This window comes from Gracilibacillus sp. JCM 18860 (genome assembly GCF_055395245.1).
The window spans coordinates 832,526-859,523 of record NZ_AP043868.1 but is presented as its reverse complement, the minus strand read 5'-3'; the positions used below and the strand labels follow the sequence as shown (position 1 = coordinate 859,523).

The window sequence follows — 26,998 nt, the reverse complement described above, 5'->3', positions numbered from 1 at the left end:
CATGGCTGAAAGAATCGAAGGTCTCTCCATTGAACTAGATTTAGAGACGATGAAGGTCAACTCCGGTCTAAAGGATTTAAAATCCCAATTGACCGTTGTGAACTCCGAAATGAAAGCCAATATGTCTGCTTTTGATCGAAGTGATAAGTCTATTGAAAAATACGAAACTAGACTCCAAGGTTTGAATAAGAAGCTCGAACTCCAAAAATCTATTGTAGAGAGTGCTCGAAAAACCTATGACAAAATGGTCAAGGAACATGGGGAAGGATCCAAAGAAGCGCAAAAGGCAGCCAAAGAATATAACAATCAATCGGCATCCTTGCAAAACTTACAGCGTTATATCGGGCGAGTAGAAGATGATCTCGCACAGCTGAGAGAAGAACAGCGGATCGCTAACTCTAATTGGACAAAGATGGGGAATCAATTAGACAAAGCCGGCAACAAAATGAAAGCCTTTGGTGACAAAGTGTCCAGTGTGGGTAATGCTATGTCAACCACTGTCACCCCAGCTGTCTTAGGGATGGGTACAGCTGCAGGATTAGCTGCATCAAGCTACGAGGATTCCGCAGTAAGAATCCAAAATTCCTTGGGTCTAACTGCAGAAGAAGCTAAGGAATTAACAGATATTTCTCGCAATATCTATAAAAATGGATTTGGCGAAAGTGCTGACCAAATTGATCATGCTTTATTACAAGTCAAACAAAACATAAGAGACCTGAATAAGGAAGATTTAGAGAGCATTACAGAAAAAGCTTTCCTCTTAGCGGAAACCTTTGAATCCGATGTGAACGAGGTCACCAGAGCCGGCAATAATCTCATGAAAGGTTTTGGTATTGAAGCAGAGGAAGCTTTCGATCTGATGGCTAGAGGGGCACAAAATGGACTTAATTTTAGTAATGAAATGTTTGACAACCTAAGTGAGTACTCCACTCTATTTGGAAGTATGGGCTTCAGTGCAGAAGAGTATTTTGAATTGTTATCGAACGGTATGGAAGCTGGGGCATACAACCTAGATTACATTAACGATGTAATGAAAGAATTCCAAATCCGTGTAAAAGACGGTTCTGATACCACAAAAGATGCCATGGGGCGACTTTCCAAAGATACGCAAAAGGTTTGGAAGGAGTTTTTGAAAGGCAATAAAACCGTCAAAGATGTATCAAATGCCATCCTAAAAGAACTCGAAGGCATGGACGACCAAGTCAAAGCGAATGAAATTGGAGTGGAACTCTACGGTACGAAATGGGAAGACCTCGAAGCCGAGGCTATGTACTCGCTTGGAGGTATCGGTGACGGTTTAGGAGATGTCGAGGGTGCCATGGATGACATGACCAAGAATGCGGAAAAGTCCATTTCTCGGCAATGGAAATCTACTTGGCGGGAAGCAAAGTCCGTATTACTTCCCGTTGGCGAAACGCTTCTTGATTTTACAAAAGAAGTACTTCCTGATGTCCAAGAAGGCGTAGAAGATGTAACTGAATGGTTTTCCGAACTTGACGAAGAAGGTAGAAAAAACATTGTCATGCTGGGTGGTATTGCTGCAGCTGCAGGACCTGTTTTATCCATAGTTGGTGGTCTTAGCACAGGTATTGGCGGATTGATGAAGATAACTGGTGGATTATCCAAAGTTATAGGTGTTGCAGGCGGAAAAGGATTGCTTGGGCGTATAGGTCTCATGGGTATTACTGGTGGACCTGTTGGTTTGGCTATTGCTGGTGTTACAACTTTAGGTGGTGTAGTCTATACCCTTCATAAAATTTCGCAAAAGTCTAATGAAGAAATTTTAAATTCTATTCAAGCAAGAAAAGAAGAGATTGAATCATTAGACGGATTGATTAATCAGTATGAAACATTAAAAGAAAAGAATAAGCTATCCACCGATGAAATGTTGCGATATATGGATATCGCTACCGAACTAAAGGATGCCAAAACAGAAGAAACAATTAGAAAATTAAAAGATGAACAAGCAGAATTACTTAAAAAGTCCACTCTAACTAACAAGGAAATGAAAGACTTCCTAAAATTAAACGATGGAATAGTCGACAAGACTCCTACCACAGTGCAAGCTATTTCAGAGCAAGGGAATGCTTATGTAGGTGTTCTAGATAAGGTGAAAGAATTAAATCAAGCTGAGAGAGAACGATTAACAGCTGATACTTATCAAGCTTTAACAAGCGGACTAGAAGAACAAAAGAAAAATTTAGAAGAACAACGAGAAATCCAAAGTGAAATCAAAAACCTAGAAGGTGAAAGATCTTTAGTTTTACAAGACTTTTTAGGAATTAGTGACCAAACAAGGGAAAAGGATCAAGAGATTGCTAATATTAAAAGTCAAATCAAATTAGCTGATGAAGAAGAGGCAATAAGATTAAGTGAAAAATTAGTCAAATTGGAAGATGAAAAGGCTGGTCTAGATGCTATACGGGAGAAACATGATCAAGAAATTGGCAAATTAGACGTTAAGCTAGAAAAGAAGCAAGAATCACTAAACAAAAATAAAAAGGAAATTGAGGATTTTGAAAGAATCGCTGGGGAATATGAGGCCTTAATTCTAAGTCAAGTAGGACTTAATAGTGAAAGAGGAAAAGGTCTTGAGGTCTTAGATCAAGAAATTGGAAAACATATAAAAATTAGAAATGGCTTAAAAGATCAAAAAGATGCAGGAGAGTTGACAACCCAAGAATACAACAAGCGAGTACGAGAGGCGCAAAATGAGATCGATAAATTGCGAGGTGCAAAAGGAGCCTTAGAAGATGTCAATAAGGTAGCGGGCTTAGATGTATATAGTAAGAGAATAACTGGTGCACATAAAGAAGGATTAAAAATAGATGAAGTAAAAAGAAAAGCTAATATCACCAATAATATTCTAGGTGAAGATATTGATAAAGATGTTAATGTTGATGACCATGGTACTGCTGACAAGGTGCATGATGAGGCTACCAAAAAAGGAAAGAAGAACGTTGATGTGAGTCTAACAAGACAAAATAGCATTTGGGATATAGTCCCTAATGTTATTGATGTTGGCGTTAATTTTATTAGTAAAACACTAGGATTTGCTGATGGTACTGATTCACACCCGGGCGGTGTATCTTGGTTAGGGGAAGAAGGTCCAGAGTTAGTAAAACACGGAAACAAATGGGCGATGGCTGACTTTGGTTTATATAACGTACCAAAAGGTGCCCAAGTATTTACCAATGATGAAACCAATAAAATGGTCACATCCTTATTTGAAGTGCCGAAGTATGCTGTAGGTATAAGCCCAATCGGTGAAGCAGACAGAATCGTAAATACTTTAAGAAATAATCCGTTTAATAAGCTATTAGCTTTACTAGGGAAGCAAAGTGAAGCCTCTAGTCAAACTACTAGATCCACTACTGCTGTGGATTATACAAGAAATTTGTTAAATGCAACCTTAGAACAAAACAGGTTACTTGCTGAAATATTGGCAAAGGACACCAATCCTATCATAGATGCTCGATCACTAGGAAAAGGACTAGAGCCTGTTATATCAGAAGTACAAAATAGAAAACAGAAGGTGAGGGAGAAATTTGGCGTATGAATCGATAACATTTAACGGAATTAGAAAAGACTGGCTATATATTGAGCGTGGCCGAAAAAACCCTCCCTTTGCTGCTAGAAGAAGAAATTTATTAACCGTTCCTGGTTATCCAGGAGGCTATTTAAGATCTACGGAAATTCAGCCATTACCGATAGAACAACCAGTAGGCTTTCGAATTAAGGACGATGCGGATGCGTTGGCAAAAAAGGATGAATTAGCGGAATGGCTTTTGACAGAAAAACCAGTACCGTTAGAATTTGATGATGAACCTGGTCGTATTTATTATGCCGTGGTGCAGAATACCCTAGATGACTTTGAAAAGATGGCTGTATTACGGAGTGGTACGATTCAATTTTTATGCCCGGATCCATATGCTTATGGTCCGGAAATACAATTTACCGCACCATCTGATTACTTTAGCATTACGAATAACGGCACTGCAGAAGCAGAACCAATCTTTGAGTTTGAGGTAAAAGAGCCAGTAACATTTGCTTTGATTCAGAATCAATTTAATGAATACAACATGATTGGAAGACCTATCAACGAAGGAGATATACCTGTTAAACCATACGATAGAATTGCAAACCTAACTCTTGGAACTAAAAATGGTTGGTCAGATTTAACAGCTGGACAGGTACTATCTGGTGGTATTGTTGGTGGCCAAATGACAACGACTGGCGCTTCCTTTGAAGCAGAAACTTTCGGAACTAACCCTAACGGATGGGTTGGTCCAGCTGTTAAAAGATCGTTTAGTGAAACGTTGCAGAACTTTGCGATAGACATTGCTGTTACAAGCCGTAACACGCAAGGAATCACTGGTAAGTTACAAGCCTTATTATTAGATGCTGCAGATAATGAAATAGCTACAATGACATTGATTGATGGAACCATAGGGGTGCCGAGGAATAGTGCAGTATTTACCGTTGGTAACGAAACGATTATGAACGAGGCGGGAGAAAACGATCGTTCTTATAATAACGAGACTGTGCATTTAAATTTGAGTAGGAATGGCCGATCCATCGTAGCTTACGCATACAAAGAAAGTGGCGGAATTAGAACTGGGAGGGTTAGAAGAACTTTCCGTGACGAACGACTGGAACATCAAGCACCTATTGCATCCATTATCTTGTATATTGCCAAATATAAAAATAATGATCCGTATCCAATGTCATTTAATCGATTAATTGCGGATAAAAATTATTTACCATCAGAACTGGAAATACCATATATTGCACAACCAGGTGACATTATTACCTTTGATCATACCAATAACGGTCAAATTTATATCAATGGGGAACCGTATGAAGATACCATCTTAGGTGCAGATTATTTCAATCTTAAAAAAGGGATTAATGAATTAATGGTTATGCCTACGGAAGCATTGATTACTAGTGGTAAATATCGTGAGCGAAACGGTTAATCGGTTATAGCTAAGAATCGAGGTGGAAAAATGAGTAAAATGTTTATTGCAAATGGTCAAAATGACGAAAGTCTAGGGCATATAAGATACAGAAATGTTCTATCCAATAGCCATAAAAAATCGCTAGAAGATGGTAGTGAGACGTTTGATTTTGTCACTCATGCCGATAAGCCATACTCCCAATATATCGAAGGGAATAATCGAATCATCATCCCAGGAGAGGATGGTGATTTTTTAGAATTTACCATCTATGAAGTACAAGAAAGTCGTATTGATAGGCAATTAGAAGTTTATACGATTGCAAGTTATGCAGGATTGACAACTGCTAAGGTCATCGATCCTCATACAACAGATGCATTATCAGCTGCAGCTCATGCACAATTAGCGTTAGCAGGTACGGAAGTACAAGTTGGCACTGTTGATTTTAAAGGTACTAGAACATTGAAGTTTGATAAGCATACCTATCCATACGCTTATCTGAGGAAAATAGCTTCTGAATTTGACTTAGAATTAAACTTCCGTATCGAACATGATAATGGAAAAATAATCGCTCGCTATGCAGATTTAATCGATAAAATTGGACAGTGGCGAGGGAGAAGAGTCGAATTTGGTAAAGACTTAATGGGCTTACGTCGTATCGAAAATACTGAGAATATAGTGACTGCACTTAAAGTTATTGGACCTGTTCAAGAAGATGGTACCCGATTAGAAGTACTGGTTGAAGACCAAGATGCATTGAAAAGATGGGGAAGAGAGGATCCTGATACTGGACAGTTACACCCTATCATTAAAGAGTATGAGCCACAAATGGCATTAGAGGCTAACGTAAATGAATCTAGGTTGAAAGAACTTGGTGAAGCCGAACTAGCTAAACGAGTGAATGCTATCGTTTCTTATGAAGGCACCATTGCTGATCTTGAAAAAGTGCCAGGACTAGAAAATAAGAAAATCCGTTTTGGTGATACGATACAAATTAAAGATACCAGTTATGAACCTGCGTTGTACTTAGAAGCACGTGTTTACTTCCAAGATAGAGATATCAAAGATCGAGCACAAAAGCAGGTACGACTGGGTGATTTTATTGAGTATACAGAAGAAGAAGTGAATGCCATTTGGAAAAGCTTGCAAGATCAGATAAAAAAGATCGCAAATAGTACAGAACCTAGAAAAGTAATAGCAACCCAACCGCCGGAAAACAAAGAAGCCATTTGGGTAGATACTAGTAATCCGGATAATGTTATATGGAAAATATGGAGTGAATCTGAACAGAAGTGGAAAGCAGGACCAAGTGGACCACAAGGGCCGAGAGGATTACAGGGGATCCAAGGTCCAGAAGGGGAACAGGGTATACCGGGAGAGCCTGGGGAAGATGGACAATCATCTTATACCCATATTGCTTATGCCGATGACGAACAAGGGAGTGGCTTTTCGCAACAACCAGAAGGGAAAGCGTATATTGGCATGTATACCGATCACACTTCTGCAGATAGCACGAATCCAAGTGACTATAAATGGTCATTGATTAAAGGAGCTGACGGAGCACAAGGTGTCCCGGGTCCAAAAGGTGATGACGGACGTACGCCATACTTTCATACTGCTTGGGCAAACAATGCTACAGGTACAAGTGGATTTTCCACTACGGATTCAACGGACAAGCTATACATTGGAACGTACACGGATTTTAATGCTGCAGATAGCACAGATCCTAGCCAATATAACTGGACAAAAATCAAAGGGGAAAAAGGTGATAAGGGAGATCAAGGCCCTCAAGGTGTACAGGGACCAGCCGGTGAAGATGGGGAACCTACGTATATTTGGATTCGATATGCGGATGATGATCAAGGGAATGGTATGTCACAGTACCCAGATGGTAAACGTTATTTAGGTTTAGCCCCTAATAAATCCACACCTAACGAGAGTGACAATCCCAATGATTACGTGTGGAGTCCTCTTTACGATAATGTGCAGATTGATGTGAAAAATCTACTTATTGGTACGAAGGATAAAGTAGATGGTTTCGCAAATAAAGTCACACACAACGGTCTAACATACGGTTTATTTGGTTATGGTTGGTCGTTTTCATTTACAGTTGATTTGAAGGCAGGAGAAACTTATACAGTAAGTGTTCCGGTTTTCAATCCAAGTGAAACAGATACTTCGCAGGCAAGAATAGTTAGAGGACAGGAATTAGGGAATTATCTTGAACTAGTACAGCCACGAAAAGCTACAACCATAACCAACACCTTTACACCAACACAGGATGAAGAAGGAGCAACTATTAGGTTTTTAGTGAACGGTAGTCAATATCCAGCCTTAGGATGGTACTATCCTATGCTTCAAAAAGGCAATATTGACACCGGTTGGACACCAGCGCTAGAAGATGTACAAACAGAAATTGATTCAGCAAAGGAAACAGCAAGTACTGCTAAGACAACTGCAGATGGAAAGAACACGGTTATCTACTCTGCTTCTCAACCGTCAACTGCCGGACGTAAAGTAAATGATGTTTGGTTTGATACGAATGACGGTTATAAAATGTATCGGTTCGATGGTTCGAAATGGGTTGCAGCACAATTTGGAGAAAATGCGATTGTCGCCCATTCTATTACAGCCAATCATATTAAGTCATTACTAGGGCTGAATGTCAATGATCAATTTATCGTTGATGCAAATGGTAATGTTAAATTCGCTGGTAACTTGGAAGGCGCATCGGGTACATTCGGACAAGTTTCCGTTAAAAATGGTGATTTTTTATTAGAAGACGATGTATCGAATGATAAAACAACGGTACGAGAAAATTCCAACATGATTAGTGATCACAGTTTTGAATATGTAATGCCTGATGCGGTAGTGACACCTATAGGGAACTTAGCTAATGTCTATTCTGTCAGAACAGATTGGTTAGGTGGACAGGCTTATAATTGGTGGAATAATACAAAACCTGAGCATGCTAGAGTGATGGTTTCCATGAATATGGGTACCAATACTCTTCATGGTCAAAGATCAACAGTATTACGCCCCTTAGATTATGGGATTTGGGAACAAATCGTAGACATACCAAGGCAATTATCTAATACCCAAGCATTAAGTTTGTCCGCGTATGTTGCTCCTTATGAAGAGACCACCTTCAGTGTCACCGTTTCTATGAGATTGCAGTTATTAAATAGTAATGGTGTTTGGTTGGAAGACTTAGCGAATGAATCTTTTGTCCTTGATCATACCAATAAATATGATTGGCAACGAATTAGTGTCACGTATAAAGGGAATATCAGTAATCCAGATTACAAAATCAGAATCAGGTTATTTTTACTTGGTTCCTCCCAAACAGCATTTTGCTTGTGCGACGGCGTGCAGTTGGTGCCTTTTGAGTATCCTGCCTTTTATTATCCGGAAACAGCTTTATACCGTTTCACAAATGGGTACGACACAGCAACTGAGCTTACAACTGAAATGCTATCCGTTGGTAACTATGCATCCATCGTCAATATGTACGCCGGTAGAATAGAGCCGCTTTACCATAACTTTGTCTCGCTATTCAACGGTTGGAGTAATTATGGGAATAGTACTCAACCCGCACGTGCAACCAAAACATCTGATTGGATGGTTTATCTTAGTGGGGTGATTCAGGATGGCTTAGTCGGAAATTACACAGCATTTGTCTTACCAGAAGGGCTTAGACCTATTAACATTGAATTTTTCAAAACAAGCACCGCAAATGGTGGCAGTGCGGATATATGGATTTATCCAAACGGGGATGTCCGTGTTCGATACGCTGATAGCAATAGTTGGGTATCGTTGTCAGGTATTAGTTTCTTTGCGGGGTGATATGGATGAGAAAAGAAGTATTTGAAGTAGACGGACAAGGCTTCATCATAGAAAACTATCCGTATTCGGAAAAAGAAATCCAGAATGCCATAGACAATGGTAAATCAATTATAACTAAAGGTTGGCAAGATCTGCGCTTATTTAAGCCCAAATGGGATTTTGAAACGGAACAATGGATAGAAGGTTTAACGTCTGAAGAAATAGCCGAGAGAGAAGCTTTAATAGCAGAACAACAATCAGTCTTACCTGATCAAGATTTAAATGCTATTGCTTTGATGGAATTAGCTTCAACCGTATATGAAGGGGGTGAGTGAATGTTGGCCATGCTATTTGCTACTTATATCATCAAAGGCTTATGGACTTATGAGAAAGTACCAGCCGAATTACAACCTGATGTCAAAGCTATCTTAATAGCAGAAGGAAGGGACAATTTAATCTTAGGAAGAAAGTAAAGGATAAATTTCGCGCCGAATGAGGCGTATTTTTTATTCTAAATAACAACTCCTATAAAGCCGATATAGCCAATGAGAGGGATTTAGTGGAAGCATTACAGTTACAGTTAACGATTTAGCTATACAACTTGTTTATCTCAGTATATGGATATTGGTGTTTATGGGAATAATGGCGATTATATTAAGGTTGTTTCAGAGAATAATAAAAATCCATCGTGAGATAAGAAGTTTTTTACTTACTCTTTCTGGATTAGGAGCATTTTATGTTTGGATTCAAATAACGTTTATGTAGGTTTTTTATGCAGGATTTCCCTCCTTACTGTCGAATTATGACGTATGAAGTCAATCAATCTATTGATCCAGTTGGCATAAAGAAGAAAACAATCGAAGAAATAAGTACAAAAAGAGCGATTTTAATCAGTAAATAATAATAAGTTATAAAAAGTGAGAAGGGATCTTTTTAATATCATTTTGGACATTTCATGAAAATTTTTAGGTTTTTATGAGTAGATATATTGAACTATTAGTTCCCTTCCTTTAAAATTTTATACAAGGAGGGATAAAAATGGATGTAAATGATATAATTGACAAAATCACAGAAAGAGATCCAGAAAACTCACATGTTAGACTATATTTTACTAATAAGAGGCAATCAGGGCGGTACATATCTTATTCTCCGAATGTAGCACCAGAGTTACAAGAGAAATTAATAGATATGATTTTAGATACATTACTTGATCACGAAGATACGCCACAAATGCCTTTTAGCCCTATTGGTAGTAGAGAAGGATATATCGAAACTTATTCAACATCAAATGTGAATGCGTTTAACGATATTTTGCAAAGTATTGATGAAGAGCGTGTTGAGAGGAGAAGTCCTGAGGGTAGGGAAATTAGTGGTCTCAATTTTTATTGTTTGAGAATAGACGTAGACGAGGAAAATGGGGATATTTATGTGTTTAGAAGAGTTAACAAATTTAATAAGTTAACTAAAAAAGGTTTTTTTGGAAGCTTTACAGCTGGAGATTTTAATCAGATCGATTCAGAAATAGTAGGGATAGATAACAATATAGATCTAATCGTCTATAATGGAGAAATTCTTATATTGAACCATATTGGTCTAGAAAGAGTTTTTTCAATTAGTTCACAATATCAAGAAAAAGCAACAGAAACATTAAATATGGTTGAACGATCTGAACGAATAGAGAACTTCGAGAGATTTAGGGAAGATGCCTTAAATGATAAAAGAATAACTCGTATTTTAACAAAGATTTTGATGGAGGAAGAAAGAATAGAATTAGTGTTTGAGAATTTTGATAACGTAATTCGTTGTATTGAGATCTTTGAGCTTCCAATTGAAATTATTGAAGAAAATACTAAACTTGTATACGAAGAAAAGAGTCAATTACTTGATTTTACTAGAGTTATAAGGGACTCTTTTTATAGAAGTATAATCGGAGAACGTGAAGGTGTTGACGATAGCCTTTAAGTTTTTGTATCAGGAGGGTATGTTATGGTTACAGTATATTATAGGATTGGATTATATGTATCATCTTTTTTCCCTCTTTATGTGCTATTAATATTAGATAACATAAAATACTTAATTGAATTAGATAAATTTAAAAGATTAATTACATTTAAATCTTTATTACCATCACTATTCTTTACATGTTTAATAATACTTTCATTGATATCAATTTTTTCTGTGATAGTTTTGAAGAAAATATCCCATAATGAGAGATATTCTTTTAATGATGTAAAAAGAACCCAAGATAACCTCCTAAGTTACGTTGTAACATATCTTGTACCAATCTTATCAATAAAAATAGCTGATTTAAGCAGTCTTCTGGTTAATCTAGGGTTATTCTCGTTATTAGGTTTTATTTATGTGAAAAATAGTTTAGTTTATCTTAATCCATTATTCTTGTTTTTTAGATATAACATTTTTATTTCTGGCGAAGATAAGATTATTATTTCTAATTACAATATAAATCAGTTAAAAATTTTGGAAAACGAGAAACTGAATGTAAGAAAGCTTAATTATAATATTTTTCTAATAAGAAAAAATGAGAATGATAAAATCTGAACCTTACTTTAGAAGAATACCATCCTTTCTAAACCATAGCGAAATAGAGACAATCCGGAAAATTGATAAGGTAACTATATATAGATGATACTTTTAGCATCCTTTTTAGGATGCTATTTTTATGTCGGAAAACCAGGAGGCGTAAACAAGAAAAAGAATTTTTAAAATTCATAAAGGGGGTCTTACTTAATATGAAATTTAAGGAGATGAAAAGAAGATGGGAGATGTTAATTTGAGTTATTTAGAAGCAGCGCATTTTTATTTGTTTGGTGGGGTTAAGTTTTTGCATTTGTTATTACTATTAATGGCATTGGATATTGTAACTGGCATCTTTAAGGCATGGAAAAATGATAATCTTTGGAGTAGAAAGTCATTATTTGGTTATGCTCGGAAGCTGCTTGTACTTGTAGTTATAATAGTAGCCAATGTCATAGATCAAATACTCGGGTTAAATGGTGCAGTCACTTATGCGACTGTGCTTTTTTATATTGCCAATGAAGGATTGAGTATAATGGAAAACCTTGCAGAAGTAGATGTATTGGTACCACCTAGTTTAGCTGAGAAATTAAAAAATATTGAATCAGGTAATTCGGTAGCAAAAGAAATCAAAGAAGAATTTAGCGATAAGGAGGAAAAATGATGGATAAGCAAACAACTGAATGTGTTTATTGTGGGAAAGAAATAGAATGGAAATCCGAATTATTTTCAGATGGAAGCCATGGCGAGCCTGTTTGTGATGAGTGCAAGGAGGTAGAAACTAATGGTTAAAATCTACATTGATCCAGGTCACGGTGGAATGGATCCTGGTGCAGTTGCCAATGGATTGCGAGAAAAAGACCTGACATTGAAAATATCGCTTAAAATCAGAAACCTCCTAAATCAATACAAGGGGGTTTCTGTTCGTCTATCACGTACAACAGATAAAACATTATCTCTTAGACAACGTACCAATGATGCAAATAAATGGTGTGCAGATTATCTTTTGTCTGTTCATATCAACGCGGGTAGCGGAACTGGCTACGAGGATTTTATTTATAGTGAATTGTCTAGTAACTCCGACACTGCTAAAAAGCGAGACTTTATGCATGAAGAGATCAACAAACAAATCAATATGCCTAACCGAGGTAAGAAAAAAGCTAATTTCCATATGGTGCGAGAATCCAATATGCCAGCCATCCTAACTGAAAATGGTTTTATCGATGCAGCTAATGATGCAGCAAGATTAAAAACGGATGCTTTTTTAAATGATATCGCACAAGGCCATGTAGATGGATTGGTTAGAATATTTAATCTTAGAAAGAAGGAGAGCACACCTATGTCAACTTCTAGTACTAGCGATTCAGTTTTAATTGAAACAGGTGGGTTATCGGTAGACATGGCATCAGAAGTATTGGGATATTGCATAAGCAAGAATTGGTCTTGTACCATCCATTATGATGGCGATAATAACCCAAGAGCTACGGTAGGGAAACTTAATACGAAATGGAGACGAGAATTCGAAAACTGGCTTAAAGACCAAGGTTGGTATTACAAACTAATTTAAGGGGTATATACTAGGGCACCGAATAGGTGTCCTATATTCAATTAATACCATGACTTTTTTGCTAGATTTTAAAAAATTTCTGTAAAAAAGGAAGGAGATAGAGGAAATTATGTAGAATTATCTATTTTAAAGGAGGATTTACATGAAAAGAATATTTTATTTTTTATTATTAGTATTGGTATTAAGTTTTGTTATACCAAAAGGCTTAAGTGCAGCTGAAGAAGAACTCTATATTCCTCATTCATTTACTGCTTATGAAAAACCATCGTTTACATCCAAAGAGGTGGCACAATATTCTTCTACAAGTGTTAGAATCATAGATAAACAAGGAAGTTATTGGTATAAAGTTTACACAAGTAAGGGCGAAAAATGGGTCTATTATAATCCAAACTTGAAAAACAAAACAATTGATTATCGGTTTAATGCCTTTAAAGGTCCGTCGTTTAATTCTACTAGAGTCTCCAGCTTCTCACCTACTACAGTAACTGTTATTGGGAAACATGAAGACTGGTATCAAATACAAACGGGAAGTTTTGGTAATGTGTGGGTGTATGACGGTAGACTGAAAATCCCACATAGATTTGCTGCATATGATACGTATTCATTTACTTCTACTAAAGTTGCAGAATACAGTTCTACAACACTTAGAGTTTTGGATAAGGAAGGAAGCTATTGGTATCAGGTTATTACAAGCAAAGGCAACAAATGGGTATATTACAATCCAAATCTAGAAAAAACTATGTCATTTGATTATAAATTTTACACCTATGAACAACCTTCCTTTGGATCAAAGAAAGTTAAAAGTTTTGATCAGGATTATGTAAATGTTGTTGCTCAGGATAATAATTGGTACCAAATTGCAACTGGAAATTATGGATTGGTATGGGTATACACTGGTAAATTAAAAGTCCCTCACTCATTTAATACCTATGAAGAAGCTTCGTTTACGTCTGAAAAAGTTGCTGAGTATAGTGCTACTACAGTACGAATTATAGACAAAAAAGGTAGTTATTGGTACTTAATTTATACAAGTAAAGGAAGCAGATGGGTGTATTACAATCCAAACTTAAAAAACTTAACTATTGATTATCGGTTTGATACATATGAAGGACCATCTTTTTCATCTAAGAGAGTATCAAGCTTTTCCCCTAACACAGTTAATGTAATTGGAAAACATGGGGACTGGTACTTAATTACAACAGGTAATTTTGGAAACGTATGGGTATTCTATGATGGAACAGGTCCAGGTTCAGATCCAACGGAGTTAAAAGTTCCGTTAGAAGGTAGCTATACAATTACCAGTAGATATGGTATAAGAGTGAGTGGTTTCCATTTTGGTATTGATCTTGTTCAGGATGGTACCGCCAAAATATTAGCGTCTGCAGCAGGAACTATTAAACGAGCTAACTATTCTAGTAGTTATGGATATGTCGTCTATGTTTATCACTCTAGTTTAGACCTTACAACAGTTTATGCTCATATGCGTAGTAATCTACAAGTCTCGCTAGGTCAAACAGTAAGACAAGGGCAACTACTAGGATACATGGGTAACACAGGTGATAGCTATGGACAACATCTACATTTTGAGGTTCATGATGGTGATTGGACCTATCATGGAGGTTTAAATCCAGAAAATTATATAGATTTTTAGATTTAAACAAAAAGGAGCACCGTAGAAAAGTGCTCCTTCATTCATCATATTATTTGCTTATAATAAAGTATACTTCAATAGTCTGTTCTTTCTCAAAAGGATATATGTTTATTTAATCATTCTCATCATCAGTCTCTTCATTAATCGATTCGTCAATCTCCCCATGTTCATTTTTCAGAATTCCTTTAAGTAAATTCTGGATGCGTTCTGCAGGATTTATAATATTTTTTTGGAGTTGCTTCATACTATTATTCATCTTATTAATTGTCTCTATATGCGGTAGTTGTAAGCTAGAGGCCAATTCACTAATGTGTTTAATTGTTTGAATAATAGTTTCTCGGTCATGACTTTTTAGTATTTTCATTTCAGCTTCATTAATCTTAGGAATTATGTAATTAAGTTCCTCTTTCAAGTTCCTATAATTTCTATCAGTGAAAGTTTTATTGTGAGCTATTTTATTTCTGAGATCTCTTATTTTTTGCATTCTTTTTTCAGCATTTTCAATTGTCGCATATTTTGATATTTGCTTATCCCACAATGAAATGGGTTTATTTTCTAAAATTATTGAAATTAGTTCTTCTTTCGTTAGAAATTCAATTTTTTGTAACTCAAATACCATGTAATAATTCTCAACATTAATATTTAATCTTTGATCAAATAAAATACTCTCAAAATCCGAAAGATCGAGTTCCTCTAATGCTAACTCTAAACGTTCCCTTTTATTCCCTTTTATATCTTTATCTAATGAATCTTTTAACTTTTCAGTCCAGGTATCTTTGTATGCAGGAATGAATATTGCTGTAATCAATGCTCGAATGCTCCGTTCATACAAAGCTAATTTACTATATAACCTCTTAGTATAATAAATTGACAATGAATCTTTAATTAATATCATATTAAATTTATCTTCCTTGGCCCTTTTTATATCATTAATTAATTTGGAAAAAGCATATGCTGCTCGTTCTTTATTGTTAGTATATTTAAGAGTCATAGTGACTCTATATACAGTTTCATCAAATTTTACTTTATGACAAGAATATAAAAACTCATAATCTATTTTATTATAGTTATAAATAAAACCTTTCTGTCGGCTATCAACATTTATAATAATTTTCTGAAAGACTTTAGGATCAGTTTCAGTTTTGGGGGTTTCTGTATTTTTCATAAAGACATCCTTAATAAACTGGTCAGGATCTAATTTTTCACTTCCGAAAAAATAATAAATATTCTCAAATTGTTTCATTTTTGCACCTCTTCATAAAAAGGATATAAAATATTTGTAAATAAATTCTACATTACCCGACAAAATTCCTGCAAAAATAAAAAATAAGAGCACTTTACGGTGCTCCTTATTCATCATATGGTCTGTATTTTTCTTTTAACGCAGCAGATTCTTCTTTTCTTTTAAGAATGTCCTCTTTTAAAAAGAGTTTATCACGTTTAACGACCTTAACAGGCGTGATTTTTCCTCTTTTGTCTAGTGAATTTAAATTCTGCTTGGTCACTTCTAATAATTCCAATGCTTCTGAGGTTGTAAGAATATCAATTTGAACTAATTGAACGAAATCTTCCCTAGACTTGCTATCATAATTTATTTACTCACCACGTTCCAATTCCTCTTTCCCTTTGCAAATAAACTAATAAATGTAGAATTAATTAAATTTTCATATACAAATAGCAGGAAATAAAGGATATTTGTAGAAATATATACAATAACAAAAGGGGGGAAAGATTAATGAAGAAAATTGCTAAATTATTGCTAGGAATTGTTGTTCTGTTTAGTATGTTTACATGGTTACCAACTAACAACACTATAGTTGCAAGCAATTTTGTATGGCCACTTGATGGTAGTTATATAATCAGTAGGGGTATATCATCTTCACATAACGGACTAGATATTGTAAAAAGTGGGACTGTACCAATTAAAGCAAGTGCATCTGGTAAAGTTATTTATTCTAAATATCATAGTAGTTCAACTGCTGGGGACTACGGAAACCTTGTTGCCATTCAACACTCAATAAACGGTACCACATTTATAACGAAGTATGCACATATGAGAAATGGATTGAAAGTTTCTGTTGGGCAGAATGTGAGCCAAGGAACAGTTTTAGGTTACATGGGTAGTACAGGAGATTCAACTGGACAGCATCTACACTTTGAAATTTTAAAAGGGACAACTAATATGTGGGCTGCGAGCAGCCATAGAGTTGATCCACTTGATTATTTAGGAAAGAGTAATAACTCAACTCCAAAGCCGAATTTAGATGACTGGTCTAAGTTCCCAACCATTGGATATAAAAATTACTCTGGTAGAGAGGTTTATGTCGAGCTTTTACAAGGAATGTTACATGGTTCAGGTTATAGTAGTATAGTTGGGTCAATTACTGGTAAATATAATTCAAATACTAAAAAGGCTGTTATACAATTCCAAAAAGACCATGGTTTGACAGCTGATGGTATTGTAGGTAAAAGAACTTGGCAGAAATTTGATAACTATATAGATAGAAGAAGTAGTTACAGAGTTAATTGGAATCATCCAGCGAGACCTTATGAAATTGTTTTTTTTAGTACATCAGATAAAATCAAATGGAAATTCTGGTATACAGACACAGAAAAATGGGGAAATGAGGAATTCACATTTTGGATAGACTAATAAATGAAAACATTATCGAAGAATCCACTCATTCAATGAGTGGATTTCTTATTAGCAATGATAGGAAGGGCTATACTTTCCTTTCCCCTTTTCCCCACCGCCAATCAACTCATTTAAAATATCCCTTACCTTCGTTTTAATAGCGGGATTAAAATATCTCCGTATCTCTTCTTTATCTTTACAAAAAAATGTATATTCTGTAAAGGTACCGTCTTTATCCGTTTGAATAACTTTTAAGCCTTCTTTATACATATGTTGCTTCAATGATCGTCTTTCTGCAGTAGCCTTCACTTCTAATCGATGGAGTAGTTCCAGGTATGGCTCATTAATTTTAAAGGGGGAATGTTTCTCTAATCGCTTGATATCTGATTGTATAACCTGTATGGCCATAGAAAGAAATAAGAATCTGGATCCTATTTTTAATTCATGCTCGCCGATGTATCTCATAAATATCACCTCTATTTATCAAGATCAATGCGCGAAACGCAGAATACTTTCCGATTTCTCTCTAATTATCACTACTTCTCTAGGAGTAATAGTGATTTCGACATCTGTAATATCCAATTTTAAAAATTTTTCTGTTGCATAAAACCAATCTGCTTCTGATACTGGTCTTCCTAAGTTTGAAATACTTACCACGTTGTAATCTTCTCGAAAGGTATGGATATAGCGAACTGGTCCTTTCTCGTAAATCTTAACTTCGCATCCTTCAGGCATAGCTTGTTTAACTAAAGAAACATCGTTTTTACATAAATCAGTAACATCTAGTAATTTCATAAGTCATCCTCCTATAATAAGAACATTTGTTCTCATTATAAACTAACGTGATTAATTTATGCAATAATAAAAATTTATCATTTATATTAAAGGTATAAAAAGTCCTGCCGAATATAATATATATGGGCTTAGGAGGTATTGTGTGTGAATGAACATCGACAGCAAGATGAGATTACCAAAGAAGATGTTGATAAATTGATAAATGAATTAGACCTATTAATCTCAGATGATGAAAATAAGTCGAAACGAGATTGATCTCGGAGTGCTTAACATAAAGCAGGTGTTTTTTCTTATATCTTATTGTAGAATATTGTAAGAGAGGGGGAATATAGTTAATGAATAAGATAGCTATTGTTATAAAGGTGATTGGCGTATTAGCGCTGATTGGTGGTATTATAGTAGGGTTCAACTTATATGAAACACCCTTGGAAGGCTATGATTATTTGACTGAGAAAGATTATAGTGTATTATTTACTTGGATTGCGTATGGCATAATTATTTGTTTTATATTTCTAGGATTTGGTGAAATAATTACTCTGTTACAAAAGTCATTAAATGAACAAGAGCGTCAAACTAAACAATTGTATGATATGCATAATGCAATGGATGATGATGATTCTTTATTAGGTAAGGATTATTTTAATAAAGCACCTACTGAATAGGTGCTTTTTAAGTGACTAAAAAAGTGACCAACCCATTAATTTATGGTCACTTTTAATAATTTTAAACAAACTAAGTTATAGCTTGAATTGCGCAAAACGTTGGTAAATCAACTTTTTTAAATCAAGATAAATCAAACTGTAGTTCGGATAATGAAATGCCTCGATTGTTCACCCCCGTGAAATCTACCGCGAAGCTATTAAAAGATCTGCAGCATCCGTAATTTGTGCACATAATCACCCTTCTGGTGTGCGCCTGCAAGGTGTTTCATTTTAGTGATTATGAAAAATAATCTAGAACTCTCTACAATGTTCTATGGTCAGCATCTAACCTCGAGGGGAAACCCAAAATAGGAAAAAAAGCCTGATGTGAAAAGGAGAAAAGACGATAAAGCTATCTAAATCGAGTGAGTTCTTCAGACCAAGTGATATATGGTAAAAGCTAAACTGCTTGAATCCTAGACGAATGAGCGTAGGGTGCGCCATTGTTAATGATAGCTAACAGACAATGTGGAGAGAATATAGACATATTGCCAGAGTGCCTATCATAGTAGAGTCTGTCCTTCAATCCTTGGTACAAGGAAACCGTCAAAAGGGATACCTAACTATCACGTTCTAGATGAAAACATAATGCAGGGATTGCCTAAGTGCAAGTGCCACTGTGGCTATTCAACTCATCGGTTGACGAATATTGCATAGGGTAACGGAGTCTTCATACTACTCTACGTTTGCTTGTAATGAGTTTAGCATGGGGAAGGAAGACAGGTTGATTTTAACGTCTGTAAGGAAGGAGTCATGAATATGGCAAAAGATCCATTTCATCAATTGGACGTTATACGGAAAGCTTCTCAAAAAGGAAGAGTCATTACAGATTGTTACAGGCTAATGTATAGAAGGGAACTATGGATCAAAGCTTATTTTAGATTATTTCCAGAGATGAAGCAACCAAGTCAGGAAGGAAATCTAACTAAAAGGCTTGAGGGAATAATAACATTACTTCGAACAGGAAATTATCGATTCAAAAACTTGTGCAACACTCATACGAAAAAAATAAAGAAGGATTATACTAACGATTATTTAGTACAAGAAGTTATCTGCATAATTTTGGACAAAGTATTTGCACCAATGGGGAGAGCTTATGGATATAGTAAACATCACTCCGAACATAAAGTATTAACCCATATTCAGCACTCATGGAAGGGATTGACTTGGTGTGTGCATGGTAATGTTGGCAATGTTAGGTGTCATCTTAATCAAACGTCATTGATTAACTATATTTCTAAGAGAATAAGGGATCAACGTTTCGTGAATCTTATTCAGCAAGCTTTAATAGCTGTTACAAGGCAAGATTCTAGGGATATTCATGGTAAAAGACAACAGACCTCCCTGCCATTATTACTTGAAGATATCTATCTTGATAGGTTTGATTACCTTATGGAGAAGCAATGGAAGTATGTCATTAAGGAATTTGACCAACCAGGTGATGGGTTTACCCCTCAATTACAGTATATCCGTTATCAGAATAGCTTTTTAATTGGTGTTAGAGCTTCAAAGAAATGTGTCAGAATGATAAAACAAGGGGTAATAAATCTTCTAGAGCATGAGTTCTATTTGGAATGGAAGAAAGTCGATATTACACATATGACACGCCCAATTCCCTTTCTTGACTATGAATTTTGTAAGGTTAAACAGAAATATTTCCATCAAACTAAGGGAAATGATTTACCAATCCAAGAGAGTACAAAATCTTATGTGATACAATTATATATTTCGAAAAAAATGGTAAATCAGATGGCTTTCCAATATGGATATGGCGATATAACTAGCTTTCAAGCAACTCCTCGAAAGAAGCTTCTACATTATACAGAAGCTAAAATCCTCCATATTTATAATACGGAATTAATTCGCATAACCAACTATTATAAACTTGCAATGAATGGACACTATCTTAGGCCATTATATTATTTGGCAAAAGCTAGTTTTATTAAAACGATTGCGATGAAACGAAAGACTTCGTACAGGAAAGAAGTAAAAAGAATGAGCAGACGTAAGCAGGGGGGATTGGGTTTAATCACCAGTCATACAAAGGATCAAAAAAACATTTCATCACTTTTTTAGATAAAAGATTCCATAAATCCCATTTGAGTAGACTTGTTGTAACAAAGAAGAAGCTAATTCCTTATCAACTGGCGAGCCGTATACGCTGAAAGGTGTACGTACGGTTCTGAGGGGGAGAATTGGAAACCTACTTTGGAAACATGGCAAGGCGCCTGTTCTCTACCCTACGATCCAGCACCATCTCAGGAAGATATTCATGTAACGAAACGATTAGTAGAAAGCGGAAAGATGATCGGTATTGAAATGCTTGACCATTTAATAATTGGTGATCGTAGGTTTATTTCCTTAAAAGAAAAAGGGTACTTGTAACACTATCTATTTTTAAAAAAATTGAGTATAATAGAATAACAAGCTATAATTAACGCCTTGTACAAGATATTGCTTGTATTAAGGCGTTTATTATTGCATTATATGGAATAGAGCATATTTTAAAATCTTGATTACATAGCAATTAATGCTTAAAATATGAACAATAAGCTTGAATATTTTGGTTGAGAGGAAGAAATAACTTGGGATTTTTTAATTTTTCACAGGATTTAGGAATAGATTTAGGAACAGCCAATACATTAGTTTTTATTAAGGGAAAAGGTGTTGTAGTACGTGAGCCATCGGTTGTAGCAGTGAATAAAACGACTGGTGATATCGAGGCAGTTGGTAGTGAAGCTAAAAATATGCTTGGAAGAACCCCTGGTAACATTTCCGTTGTTCGAACAATGAAGGATGGAGTTATTGCTGATTATGATACAACTGCTACGATGATGAAGCATTATATTAATTTAGCACAAAAAAACCGTTCTGCGTTTGCTAGAAAGCCTAATGTTATGGTCTGTGTCCCTTCAGGTATTACGATGGTGGAAGAAAGAGCCGTGATAGATGCTACGAAGCAAGCAGGTGCTAAAGATGCATTGCCAATAGCAGAACCTTTTGCTGCGGCAATTGGAGCGGGACTACCTGTCTGGGAGCCAACAGGAAGTATGATTGTCGATATTGGAGGAGGAACAACAGAGGTTGCCGTTATCTCATTAGGAGGCATTGTTACAAGCAAATCAATCCGTGTCGCAGGAGATGATATGGATGAAGCGATCATTCAGTATATTAAACGTACGTATAATTTAATGATAGGGGAGCGTTCTGCGGAATCAATCAAAATGGACATTGGGTCAGCGAAGCCTTCTGATCAAGAGGATGAGATGGATATTCGAGGCAGAGACCTTCTAACAGGTCTGCCAAAAACTATCACCATTACAGCCTCTGAGATTTCAACAGCGCTAAAAGACACAGTTGATGCCATAGTGGAATCAGTGAAGAATACGCTAGAATTAACTCCTCCAGAATTGTCAGCAGATGTAATGGACCGAGGAATCGTACTCTCTGGAGGAGGAGCATTATTACGTGGGATCGATGAGGTCATAAGTGATGAAACAAAAATGCCGACATTTGTTGCAGAAGAACCTCTCGATAGTGTGGCGATTGGTACAGGTAAAGCATTAGAATATATTGACCAATTCCGTACGCAGCCGAAAATCTCTTCTCAACGGTCATTTGATTAAGAAGGTGTTACCATGTTCTTTTTTAAAAAAAAGCAAATGTTTATCCTTCTAATCTCATTGATTCTTATTGTAGGTATTATTGGTTTCTCACTGAGAGACCGTAGTAATCTAACCATGGTTGAGGACTTTATCCATGATAGTGTTGGTTGGCTGCAGCGAGTGGTTAATGCACCGGTGGATTTCACTACATCCGTTGTAGCGAATATGAAGGATATACGAAATGTATACAAAGAAAATACGATTCTTAAATCTCGACTAGAGGAACTGAGACAATTAGAGTATGAAAATCAGGAATTAACCAAAGAAATTGGAGAACTAGAAAAAATACTTGGGAAGAAAGAATCTGATTTCCTGCAGAATTTTACTACAATCCAAGCATCCATTATTTCTCGTAGTAAGGATAATTGGTTTAAGCAGGTGACAATTAATAAAGGCACCGAGGATGGGGTAGAACCCAATATGGCTGTCATTACAGGGGAAGGAATGATAGGAAAGGTTCATGCCAGCTCCCCTTTTACTTCAACTGTATTATTACTAACAGGCTTTGACAGATCAAATCGAATTTCTGTAAATGTGAACCAAGAGGAAAAGACAGAGGATCTATCAGGTTTTATCGTAGGATATGATGACGAAAAGAACCTACTATTGTTAGAAATGAATGAAGATGACCAAGGCTTAAAAAAAGGACAAACGGTCTTTTCATCCGGTGAAGGCGGCGTATTCCCGAAAGGATTAGAAATAGGAGAACTAGTAGAGGTTAATGATGATCGATATGGTCTAACAAAAATTGGCTATGTTAAGCCATCAGCCAATTTAAATGAAGTAAACCATGTTATGGTGATTGACCGTGCTATGGCAACAAGTGATGAGGAGGGTGAATCATGATTCGCCTTATTCCTTTTCTACTTGCCTTTCTATCTTTATTTCTCGTTATGATAGAAGGGTCGATTTCCCAAATGATGGCGAGAATTCCGTTCCTACCGAATGATTGGTTTATTGTTTCACATTTTCTCCTCCTTTTCTTGATCTATGTAACGATATTTTTTGAACAAAAAAATACATACTATGCTTTTTCCTTTGCGATAGTGCTCGGCGCAACAGTTGATATATTATATACCTCTCTCATTGGGGTTTATCTGTTCGTTTATGCAACAGCTATTTATCTGGTTCGAAATATGATGAAATGGCTTCATGCTAATTTTTTTGTCGCCATGCTAATGGTTATCCTTGGTGTACTTATTGCTGATATATTCGCTTATTTCCTGTACAGTATCATCCAAATTCATGATATGAGTTGGAGTGTCTATTTGTCTTATCGCTTATTACCAACATTAGTCTGGAATTTTATATTTGGAATTCTATTCTATCTTCTATTTAAGAAAATGCTTGAAAAGTGGGCATATATTAAGTTTGAACGAAAAGAGTAGTAGAATGGGAACAGGCTAGATTAAGGGGTTGAAATATTGTGGCAGCAAATCGTTATATTACGATAAAAGGAACGAGAGATGGTCTCACGCTTTTCATGAATGATCAGTGTGCCTTTGATGACCTACTTCAAGAGCTTGAAAATATTATCTCAACAAAACATTTAGTAGAAGATGAACAATCCATCCGAATTAAAATAAAGTTAGGTAACCGCTATTTAGATGATCAGCAGGAAGAAAAGCTTCGTGAGCTGATTGATAAGCAGAATACGTTTATTATTGAACAAATTGAGTCCGATGTTATCTTAAAAGAGACTGCTTTACAATGGAAAGAAGAGACGGAAATAGAATTACACAATAAAATAGTAAGATCTGGCCAAATCCTAAAGGTTACTGGTGATTTATTATTAGTTGGTGATGTGAATCCTGGAGGAAAAGTAATGGCATCTGGAAATATTTTTATTGTGGGGCATCTAAGAGGTATTGCTCATGCAGGAGTTCACGGAAATGATAAAGCAGTCATCGCTGCTTCCTATATGGCTCCAAGTCAATTAAGAATTGCTGATATCATTAGCCGACCTCCGGATCAAGAGAAGGATGGTGTTCACATGGAGTGTGGCTTTATTGATTCTACAGGAAAGCAAATTATCATGGATCGAATTAATGTTCTAGCAAAAAATCGTTTTGATCTTAATGCTTTTGAAAGGAGAATAATAAATGGGTGAAGCTATCGTTATCACATCTGGAAAAGGTGGAGTTGGAAAGACAACCACAACCGCAAACCTAGGGACCTCTCTAGCACTATTGGATAAGAAAGTATGTTTAATTGACACAGATATTGGACTCAGGAATTTAGATGTTGTGATTGGTTTAGAGAATCGTATTATCTATGATATTATTGATGTCGTAGAAAAACGCTGTAAAATATCACAAGCATTAATTAAGGACAAGCGATTTGATTGCTTATATTTATTACCAGCAGCACAAACTAGCGATAAGACAGCCTTAACCCCGGAGGCTATGAAATCTATCATTGATGATTTAAAGCCAGATTATGATTACATTTTGATTGATTGTCCTGCAGGAATCGAACAAGGATATAAAAATGCAGTTTCGGGAGCAGATAAAGCTTTAGTGGTAACTACACCAGAGAAATCAAGTGTTCGTGATGCGGATAGGATTATCGGCCTCTTGGAACAAGAGGATATTGAACCACCTAATTTAGTGATTAACCGTATTAGAACCCATATGGTGAAAAATGGGGATATGCTAGATGTTGATGAAATTATGCAAATTTTGTCTATTGATTTAATTGGAATTGTGGCAGACGATGATGATGTAATCAAAGCATCGAATCATGGTGAACCAATCGCGTTCCAGCCTAATACAAAAGCATCCATTGCTTATCGAAACATTGCTAGACGAATTTTAGGTGAATCGATTCCACTTCAATCACTAGATGAAAAATTAACCTTTATCGAAAAAATTAAAAAAGTTTTTGGAAAGAATTAAGTATTGCCTAACCGTATGATTCAATGATTAAAATCATGGATTCGTGCGGTTTTTCTATAGTTTTCAAAAAAGTTTGAATTACGATATTCATAATCCGATAGCTTGTCACATATATTGAGAAACAAATGGGATAAAGGATTGTGAGGATATGAAAAAAAACAACAATTTAGCCAAGATCAGAAATAATATTAATCAAAGGAAGCTACAACGAAAAAAAGGAACAGTCGTGACAAGGGATAAAACTAATCCTTTGGCCATAAGAAAGATGGAGGTGGAGGATGAAGAACGACATGGCTTTTATCCAACAACATCCAGCTACTCGAATGATTCTAACAATACACCTTTCTTTCGATTTTTTTTACTTAGAAGTGTCATAGCAGCAACTATCTTCTTTTTAACTGCTTTATCCATGACAGCAGATGTGAAATGGTTAGAAAAACCAAAGCAATGGACAAGCTATGCATTATCGGAGGAGTTTCCTTTTGCCTCTGTTAATGCTTGGTATCAAGCAAAATTTGGGGCACCACTTGCTTTAGAGAATAATCTGGAGGAAGATAGCGAGGAGTTAGCTGTCTTACCGGTTTACGGTCAAGTCAATCAATCTTTTCGTGAGAACGGAAAAGGTATTAGAATCACTGCAGACAATGAAACAGAGGTAGTTGCAGTAAAGGGAGGTACAGTACTGTTTGCTGGTAATGATCGTGAAACAGGAAAAACGGTTATTATTCAACATCCAGACCGTACGGAAACGATATATGGATCTTTGACGAGTATTGACGTCCATTCTTACCAATCTGTGAAAGGAAATCAAAAAATTGGCACCTACGAACCGTCGGAGGAAAATGAATCAATGTATTTTGCAGTGAAGAAAAATCAACAATTTCTTGATCCTGTTCAGGTGATACAAGTTGATGAACAGTAGAAGATGGATACCTCCTATCCATGTTCACCCAATTGTTTTCTTTTTCTTAGCTGTTTCCATTTTGACTGGGATGCTGACAGAACTTCTTATTATCTTTTTAATTGTTCTATTTCATGAAATGGGTCATTATCTTTGTGCTAGGATGTTTAACTGGCGTATTCGTCGTATTTATTTATGGTTTTTTGGTGGGGTGATGGAGACAGAAGAGTACGGGACAAGACCGATATGGGAAGAGTGGTTAGTCACGATAGCTGGCCCCTTTCAACACCTCCTTATCTTTTTGATTATACATTTTATCCATTTTTTACCTTTGATCCCAGAAAGTACACTCACACTCGCTTATCAATATAATCTATTCATCTTGTTAGGAAACCTATTACCTATATTGCCTTTAGATGGTGGAAGAATGGTGCAGTTAATGGGAGATCATTTATTGCCATATCAAGCTTCTCATATGTTTTCGATTGTGGTATCGGTTGTTACTATAGGATTGGGACTTATTATTACTTATTCCACTGGTATACTATCTCTTAGCCTTTTGTTGCTTTTTATTTTTTTATTATTGGAAAATCGATTAGAATGGAAGAATAGGTATTACAGATGGTTACGTTTTTTATTATATCGTCATAGTAGTCCCATTTCTTTTACAAAAAATGTTTATTTAGCCGTAGATGAGAGAAAGAGGCTGATGGATGTATTCCCACATTTTTATCGAAATCGATATCATTTTATTGGGTTAAAGGGCCATCATGAGAGAGTATTTATTTCTGAGTCGGAATGTCTCTCCCTCTATTTTGAACAAAAAGCTCATCAGCTAACAATTGGTGACATAGTACGTTAAGGAAGA

26 protein-coding genes and 2 pseudogenes are annotated in these 26,998 nt (G+C 35.9%); 24 read left to right on the top strand and 4 right to left on the bottom strand.

What is annotated here, in order from left to right; genetic code table 11:
* Nucleotide 1: 1 nt before the first annotated feature.
* From ACZ5R4_RS04525 to ACZ5R4_RS04470, 12 genes are all read left to right on the top strand, one after another.
* A complete protein-coding gene (locus tag ACZ5R4_RS04525) occupies nt 2–3,559 on the top strand; it encodes a phage tail tape measure protein (RefSeq protein ID WP_464368117.1) in 3,558 nt (1,185 codons plus the stop codon).
* Nucleotides 3,549–4,979: a distal tail protein Dit gene (locus ACZ5R4_RS04520; protein WP_464368116.1), complete on the top strand. Its 1,431-nt coding sequence runs from the start codon at nt 3,549–3,551 to the stop codon at nt 4,977–4,979. Before ACZ5R4_RS04525 ends, ACZ5R4_RS04520 begins: the two co-directional genes overlap by 11 nt.
* Before the next feature lie 30 nt (nt 4,980–5,009).
* On the top strand, nt 5,010–8,804 hold the full coding sequence (locus ACZ5R4_RS04515; RefSeq protein WP_464368115.1) for a phage tail spike protein: 3,795 nt from the start codon (nt 5,010–5,012) through the stop codon (nt 8,802–8,804).
* A gap of 5 nt (nt 8,805–8,809) precedes the next feature.
* Nucleotides 8,810–9,118, top strand: a complete 309-nt coding sequence (locus ACZ5R4_RS04510) for a hypothetical protein (protein WP_464368114.1) — start codon at nt 8,810–8,812, stop codon at nt 9,116–9,118.
* Entirely contained in the window at nt 9,119–9,256 is a 138-nt protein-coding gene (locus tag ACZ5R4_RS04505) for a CD1375 family protein (RefSeq protein WP_464368113.1), read from the top strand.
* Nucleotides 9,257–9,555: 299 nt separating this feature from the next.
* A complete protein-coding gene (locus ACZ5R4_RS04500; protein WP_347833990.1) occupies nt 9,556–9,684 on the top strand; it encodes a hypothetical protein in 129 nt (42 codons plus the stop codon).
* 137 nt (nt 9,685–9,821) lie between these two features.
* Nucleotides 9,822–10,745: a Kiwa anti-phage protein KwaB-like domain-containing protein gene (locus tag ACZ5R4_RS04495; protein WP_464368112.1), complete on the top strand. Its 924-nt coding sequence runs from the start codon at nt 9,822–9,824 to the stop codon at nt 10,743–10,745.
* A 24-nt stretch (nt 10,746–10,769) separates the two neighbouring features.
* On the top strand, nt 10,770–11,342 hold the full coding sequence (locus ACZ5R4_RS04490; RefSeq protein ID WP_054859149.1) for a hypothetical protein: 573 nt from the start codon (nt 10,770–10,772) through the stop codon (nt 11,340–11,342).
* 217 nt (nt 11,343–11,559) lie between these two features.
* Nucleotides 11,560–11,982 (top strand): phage holin family protein, encoded by a 423-nt coding sequence (locus ACZ5R4_RS04485; protein WP_054859150.1) that lies wholly within the window; start codon nt 11,560–11,562, stop codon nt 11,980–11,982.
* Complete coding sequence (locus ACZ5R4_RS04480) at nt 11,982–12,110, top strand: hypothetical protein (protein ID WP_347833992.1); 129 nt, start codon at nt 11,982–11,984, stop codon at nt 12,108–12,110. The genes ACZ5R4_RS04485 and ACZ5R4_RS04480 overlap by 1 nt, the downstream gene beginning before the upstream one ends.
* Nucleotides 12,103–12,885 carry an N-acetylmuramoyl-L-alanine amidase family protein gene (locus ACZ5R4_RS04475; protein ID WP_464368111.1) on the top strand — a complete coding sequence of 261 codons (783 nt, stop codon included), beginning with the start codon at nt 12,103–12,105 and terminating at the stop codon, nt 12,883–12,885. Before ACZ5R4_RS04480 ends, ACZ5R4_RS04475 begins: the two co-directional genes overlap by 8 nt.
* A gap of 142 nt (nt 12,886–13,027) precedes the next feature.
* Entirely contained in the window at nt 13,028–14,536 is a 1,509-nt protein-coding gene (locus ACZ5R4_RS04470) for a peptidoglycan DD-metalloendopeptidase family protein (protein ID WP_464368110.1), read from the top strand.
* 112 nt (nt 14,537–14,648) lie between these two features.
* Here the strand turns inward: ACZ5R4_RS04470 and ACZ5R4_RS04465 are convergent, their stop codons facing one another.
* Together ACZ5R4_RS04465 and ACZ5R4_RS04460 are read right to left on the bottom strand one after the other, a co-directional pair.
* A complete protein-coding gene (locus ACZ5R4_RS04465) occupies nt 14,649–15,779 on the bottom strand; it encodes a Swt1 family HEPN domain-containing protein (RefSeq protein WP_464368109.1) in 1,131 nt (376 codons plus the stop codon).
* A gap of 106 nt (nt 15,780–15,885) precedes the next feature.
* Nucleotides 15,886–16,056, bottom strand: coding sequence for a DNA-binding protein (locus ACZ5R4_RS04460; protein WP_347833996.1), 171 nt, complete (start codon nt 16,054–16,056; stop codon nt 15,886–15,888).
* 215 nt (nt 16,057–16,271) lie between these two features.
* On the opposite strand from ACZ5R4_RS04460, the gene ACZ5R4_RS04455 reads away from it, so the two are divergent.
* Complete coding sequence (locus ACZ5R4_RS04455; protein ID WP_464368108.1) at nt 16,272–17,189, top strand: peptidoglycan DD-metalloendopeptidase family protein; 918 nt, start codon at nt 16,272–16,274, stop codon at nt 17,187–17,189.
* A gap of 51 nt (nt 17,190–17,240) precedes the next feature.
* Here the strand turns inward: ACZ5R4_RS04455 and ACZ5R4_RS04450 are convergent, their stop codons facing one another.
* Both ACZ5R4_RS04450 and ACZ5R4_RS04445 read right to left on the bottom strand, forming a co-directional pair.
* Entirely contained in the window at nt 17,241–17,636 is a 396-nt protein-coding gene (locus ACZ5R4_RS04450; protein WP_464368107.1) for a hypothetical protein, read from the bottom strand.
* 24 nt (nt 17,637–17,660) lie between these two features.
* Nucleotides 17,661–17,966 carry a hypothetical protein gene (locus ACZ5R4_RS04445; RefSeq protein WP_464368106.1) on the bottom strand — a complete coding sequence of 102 codons (306 nt, stop codon included), beginning with the start codon at nt 17,964–17,966 and terminating at the stop codon, nt 17,661–17,663.
* A gap of 335 nt (nt 17,967–18,301) precedes the next feature.
* Between ACZ5R4_RS04445 and ACZ5R4_RS04440 the strand changes: the two genes are divergently transcribed.
* The 11 genes and pseudogenes from ACZ5R4_RS04440 to ACZ5R4_RS04390 all read left to right on the top strand — a co-directional run bounded on the left by ACZ5R4_RS04440 (nt 18,302) and on the right by ACZ5R4_RS04390 (nt 26,992).
* Complete coding sequence (locus tag ACZ5R4_RS04440) at nt 18,302–18,628, top strand: hypothetical protein (protein WP_054859158.1); 327 nt, start codon at nt 18,302–18,304, stop codon at nt 18,626–18,628.
* A gap of 154 nt (nt 18,629–18,782) precedes the next feature.
* Nucleotides 18,783–18,902 (top strand): annotated as a pseudogene (locus tag ACZ5R4_RS04435) (JAB domain-containing protein); the annotation flags it as partial.
* 524 nt (nt 18,903–19,426) lie between these two features.
* On the top strand, nt 19,427–20,743 hold the full coding sequence (locus ACZ5R4_RS04430; protein WP_464368105.1) for a group II intron reverse transcriptase/maturase: 1,317 nt from the start codon (nt 19,427–19,429) through the stop codon (nt 20,741–20,743).
* A 168-nt stretch (nt 20,744–20,911) separates the two neighbouring features.
* A pseudogene (locus tag ACZ5R4_RS04425) lies at nt 20,912–21,052 on the top strand (JAB domain-containing protein); the annotation flags it as partial.
* 200 nt (nt 21,053–21,252) lie between these two features.
* The gene (locus ACZ5R4_RS04420) at nt 21,253–22,293 is read left to right on the top strand and encodes a rod shape-determining protein (protein WP_109984051.1); all 1,041 of its coding nucleotides are present in this window, start codon (nt 21,253–21,255) and stop codon (nt 22,291–22,293) included.
* A 12-nt stretch (nt 22,294–22,305) separates the two neighbouring features.
* Entirely contained in the window at nt 22,306–23,178 is an 873-nt protein-coding gene (gene mreC, locus ACZ5R4_RS04415) for a rod shape-determining protein MreC (protein WP_109984052.1), read from the top strand.
* Nucleotides 23,175–23,720, top strand: a complete 546-nt coding sequence (mreD, locus tag ACZ5R4_RS04410) for a rod shape-determining protein MreD (protein ID WP_109984053.1) — start codon at nt 23,175–23,177, stop codon at nt 23,718–23,720. Before mreC ends, mreD begins: the two co-directional genes overlap by 4 nt.
* 38 nt (nt 23,721–23,758) lie before the next feature.
* Nucleotides 23,759–24,442, top strand: a complete 684-nt coding sequence (gene minC / locus ACZ5R4_RS04405; protein WP_109984054.1) for a septum site-determining protein MinC — start codon at nt 23,759–23,761, stop codon at nt 24,440–24,442.
* On the top strand, nt 24,435–25,229 hold the full coding sequence (gene minD, locus ACZ5R4_RS04400) for a septum site-determining protein MinD (protein WP_109984055.1): 795 nt from the start codon (nt 24,435–24,437) through the stop codon (nt 25,227–25,229). The genes minC and minD overlap by 8 nt, the downstream gene beginning before the upstream one ends.
* A 148-nt stretch (nt 25,230–25,377) precedes the next feature.
* Entirely contained in the window at nt 25,378–26,151 is a 774-nt protein-coding gene (locus ACZ5R4_RS04395) for a M23 family metallopeptidase (RefSeq protein ID WP_054859164.1), read from the top strand.
* A complete protein-coding gene (locus ACZ5R4_RS04390; RefSeq protein WP_277678942.1) occupies nt 26,141–26,992 on the top strand; it encodes a site-2 protease family protein in 852 nt (283 codons plus the stop codon). Before ACZ5R4_RS04395 ends, ACZ5R4_RS04390 begins: the two co-directional genes overlap by 11 nt.
* The last annotated feature ends 6 nt before the right edge of the window (nt 26,993–26,998 follow it).

Excerpts from the sequence above, each read along its gene's own strand:
- ACZ5R4_RS04485 (WP_054859150.1), top strand. The coding sequence starts at position 11,560 with ATGGGAGATGTTAATTTGAGTTATTTAGAAGCAGCGCATTTTTATTTG.
- ACZ5R4_RS04500 (WP_347833990.1), top strand. The coding sequence starts at position 9,556 with ATGCAGGATTTCCCTCCTTACTGTCGAATTATGACGTATGAAGTCAAT.
- ACZ5R4_RS04495 (WP_464368112.1), top strand. The coding sequence starts at position 9,822 with ATGGATGTAAATGATATAATTGACAAAATCACAGAAAGAGATCCAGAA.
- ACZ5R4_RS04450 (WP_464368107.1), bottom strand. The coding sequence starts at position 17,636 with ATGAGATACATCGGCGAGCATGAATTAAAAATAGGATCCAGATTCTTA.
- ACZ5R4_RS04390 (WP_277678942.1), top strand. The coding sequence starts at position 26,141 with ATGAACAGTAGAAGATGGATACCTCCTATCCATGTTCACCCAATTGTT.
- ACZ5R4_RS04465 (WP_464368109.1), bottom strand. The coding sequence starts at position 15,779 with ATGAAACAATTTGAGAATATTTATTATTTTTTCGGAAGTGAAAAATTA.
- ACZ5R4_RS04455 (WP_464368108.1), top strand. The coding sequence starts at position 16,272 with ATGAAGAAAATTGCTAAATTATTGCTAGGAATTGTTGTTCTGTTTAGT.
- mreC (WP_109984052.1), top strand. The coding sequence starts at position 22,306 with ATGTTCTTTTTTAAAAAAAAGCAAATGTTTATCCTTCTAATCTCATTG.
- ACZ5R4_RS04510 (WP_464368114.1), top strand. The coding sequence starts at position 8,810 with ATGAGAAAAGAAGTATTTGAAGTAGACGGACAAGGCTTCATCATAGAA.
- ACZ5R4_RS04470 (WP_464368110.1), top strand. The coding sequence starts at position 13,028 with ATGAAAAGAATATTTTATTTTTTATTATTAGTATTGGTATTAAGTTTT.
- ACZ5R4_RS04445 (WP_464368106.1), bottom strand. The coding sequence starts at position 17,966 with ATGAAATTACTAGATGTTACTGATTTATGTAAAAACGATGTTTCTTTA.
- ACZ5R4_RS04505 (WP_464368113.1), top strand. The coding sequence starts at position 9,119 with ATGTTGGCCATGCTATTTGCTACTTATATCATCAAAGGCTTATGGACT.
- ACZ5R4_RS04430 (WP_464368105.1), top strand. The coding sequence starts at position 19,427 with ATGGCAAAAGATCCATTTCATCAATTGGACGTTATACGGAAAGCTTCT.
- ACZ5R4_RS04515 (WP_464368115.1), top strand. The coding sequence starts at position 5,010 with ATGAGTAAAATGTTTATTGCAAATGGTCAAAATGACGAAAGTCTAGGG.
- ACZ5R4_RS04480 (WP_347833992.1), top strand. The coding sequence starts at position 11,982 with ATGGATAAGCAAACAACTGAATGTGTTTATTGTGGGAAAGAAATAGAA.
- ACZ5R4_RS04490 (WP_054859149.1), top strand. The coding sequence starts at position 10,770 with ATGGTTACAGTATATTATAGGATTGGATTATATGTATCATCTTTTTTC.
- ACZ5R4_RS04395 (WP_054859164.1), top strand. The coding sequence starts at position 25,378 with ATGAAAAAAAACAACAATTTAGCCAAGATCAGAAATAATATTAATCAA.
- ACZ5R4_RS04440 (WP_054859158.1), top strand. The coding sequence starts at position 18,302 with ATGAATAAGATAGCTATTGTTATAAAGGTGATTGGCGTATTAGCGCTG.
- ACZ5R4_RS04475 (WP_464368111.1), top strand. The coding sequence starts at position 12,103 with ATGGTTAAAATCTACATTGATCCAGGTCACGGTGGAATGGATCCTGGT.
- minD (WP_109984055.1), top strand. The coding sequence starts at position 24,435 with ATGGGTGAAGCTATCGTTATCACATCTGGAAAAGGTGGAGTTGGAAAG.
- ACZ5R4_RS04525 (WP_464368117.1), top strand. The coding sequence starts at position 2 with ATGGCTGAAAGAATCGAAGGTCTCTCCATTGAACTAGATTTAGAGACG.
- mreD (WP_109984053.1), top strand. The coding sequence starts at position 23,175 with ATGATTCGCCTTATTCCTTTTCTACTTGCCTTTCTATCTTTATTTCTC.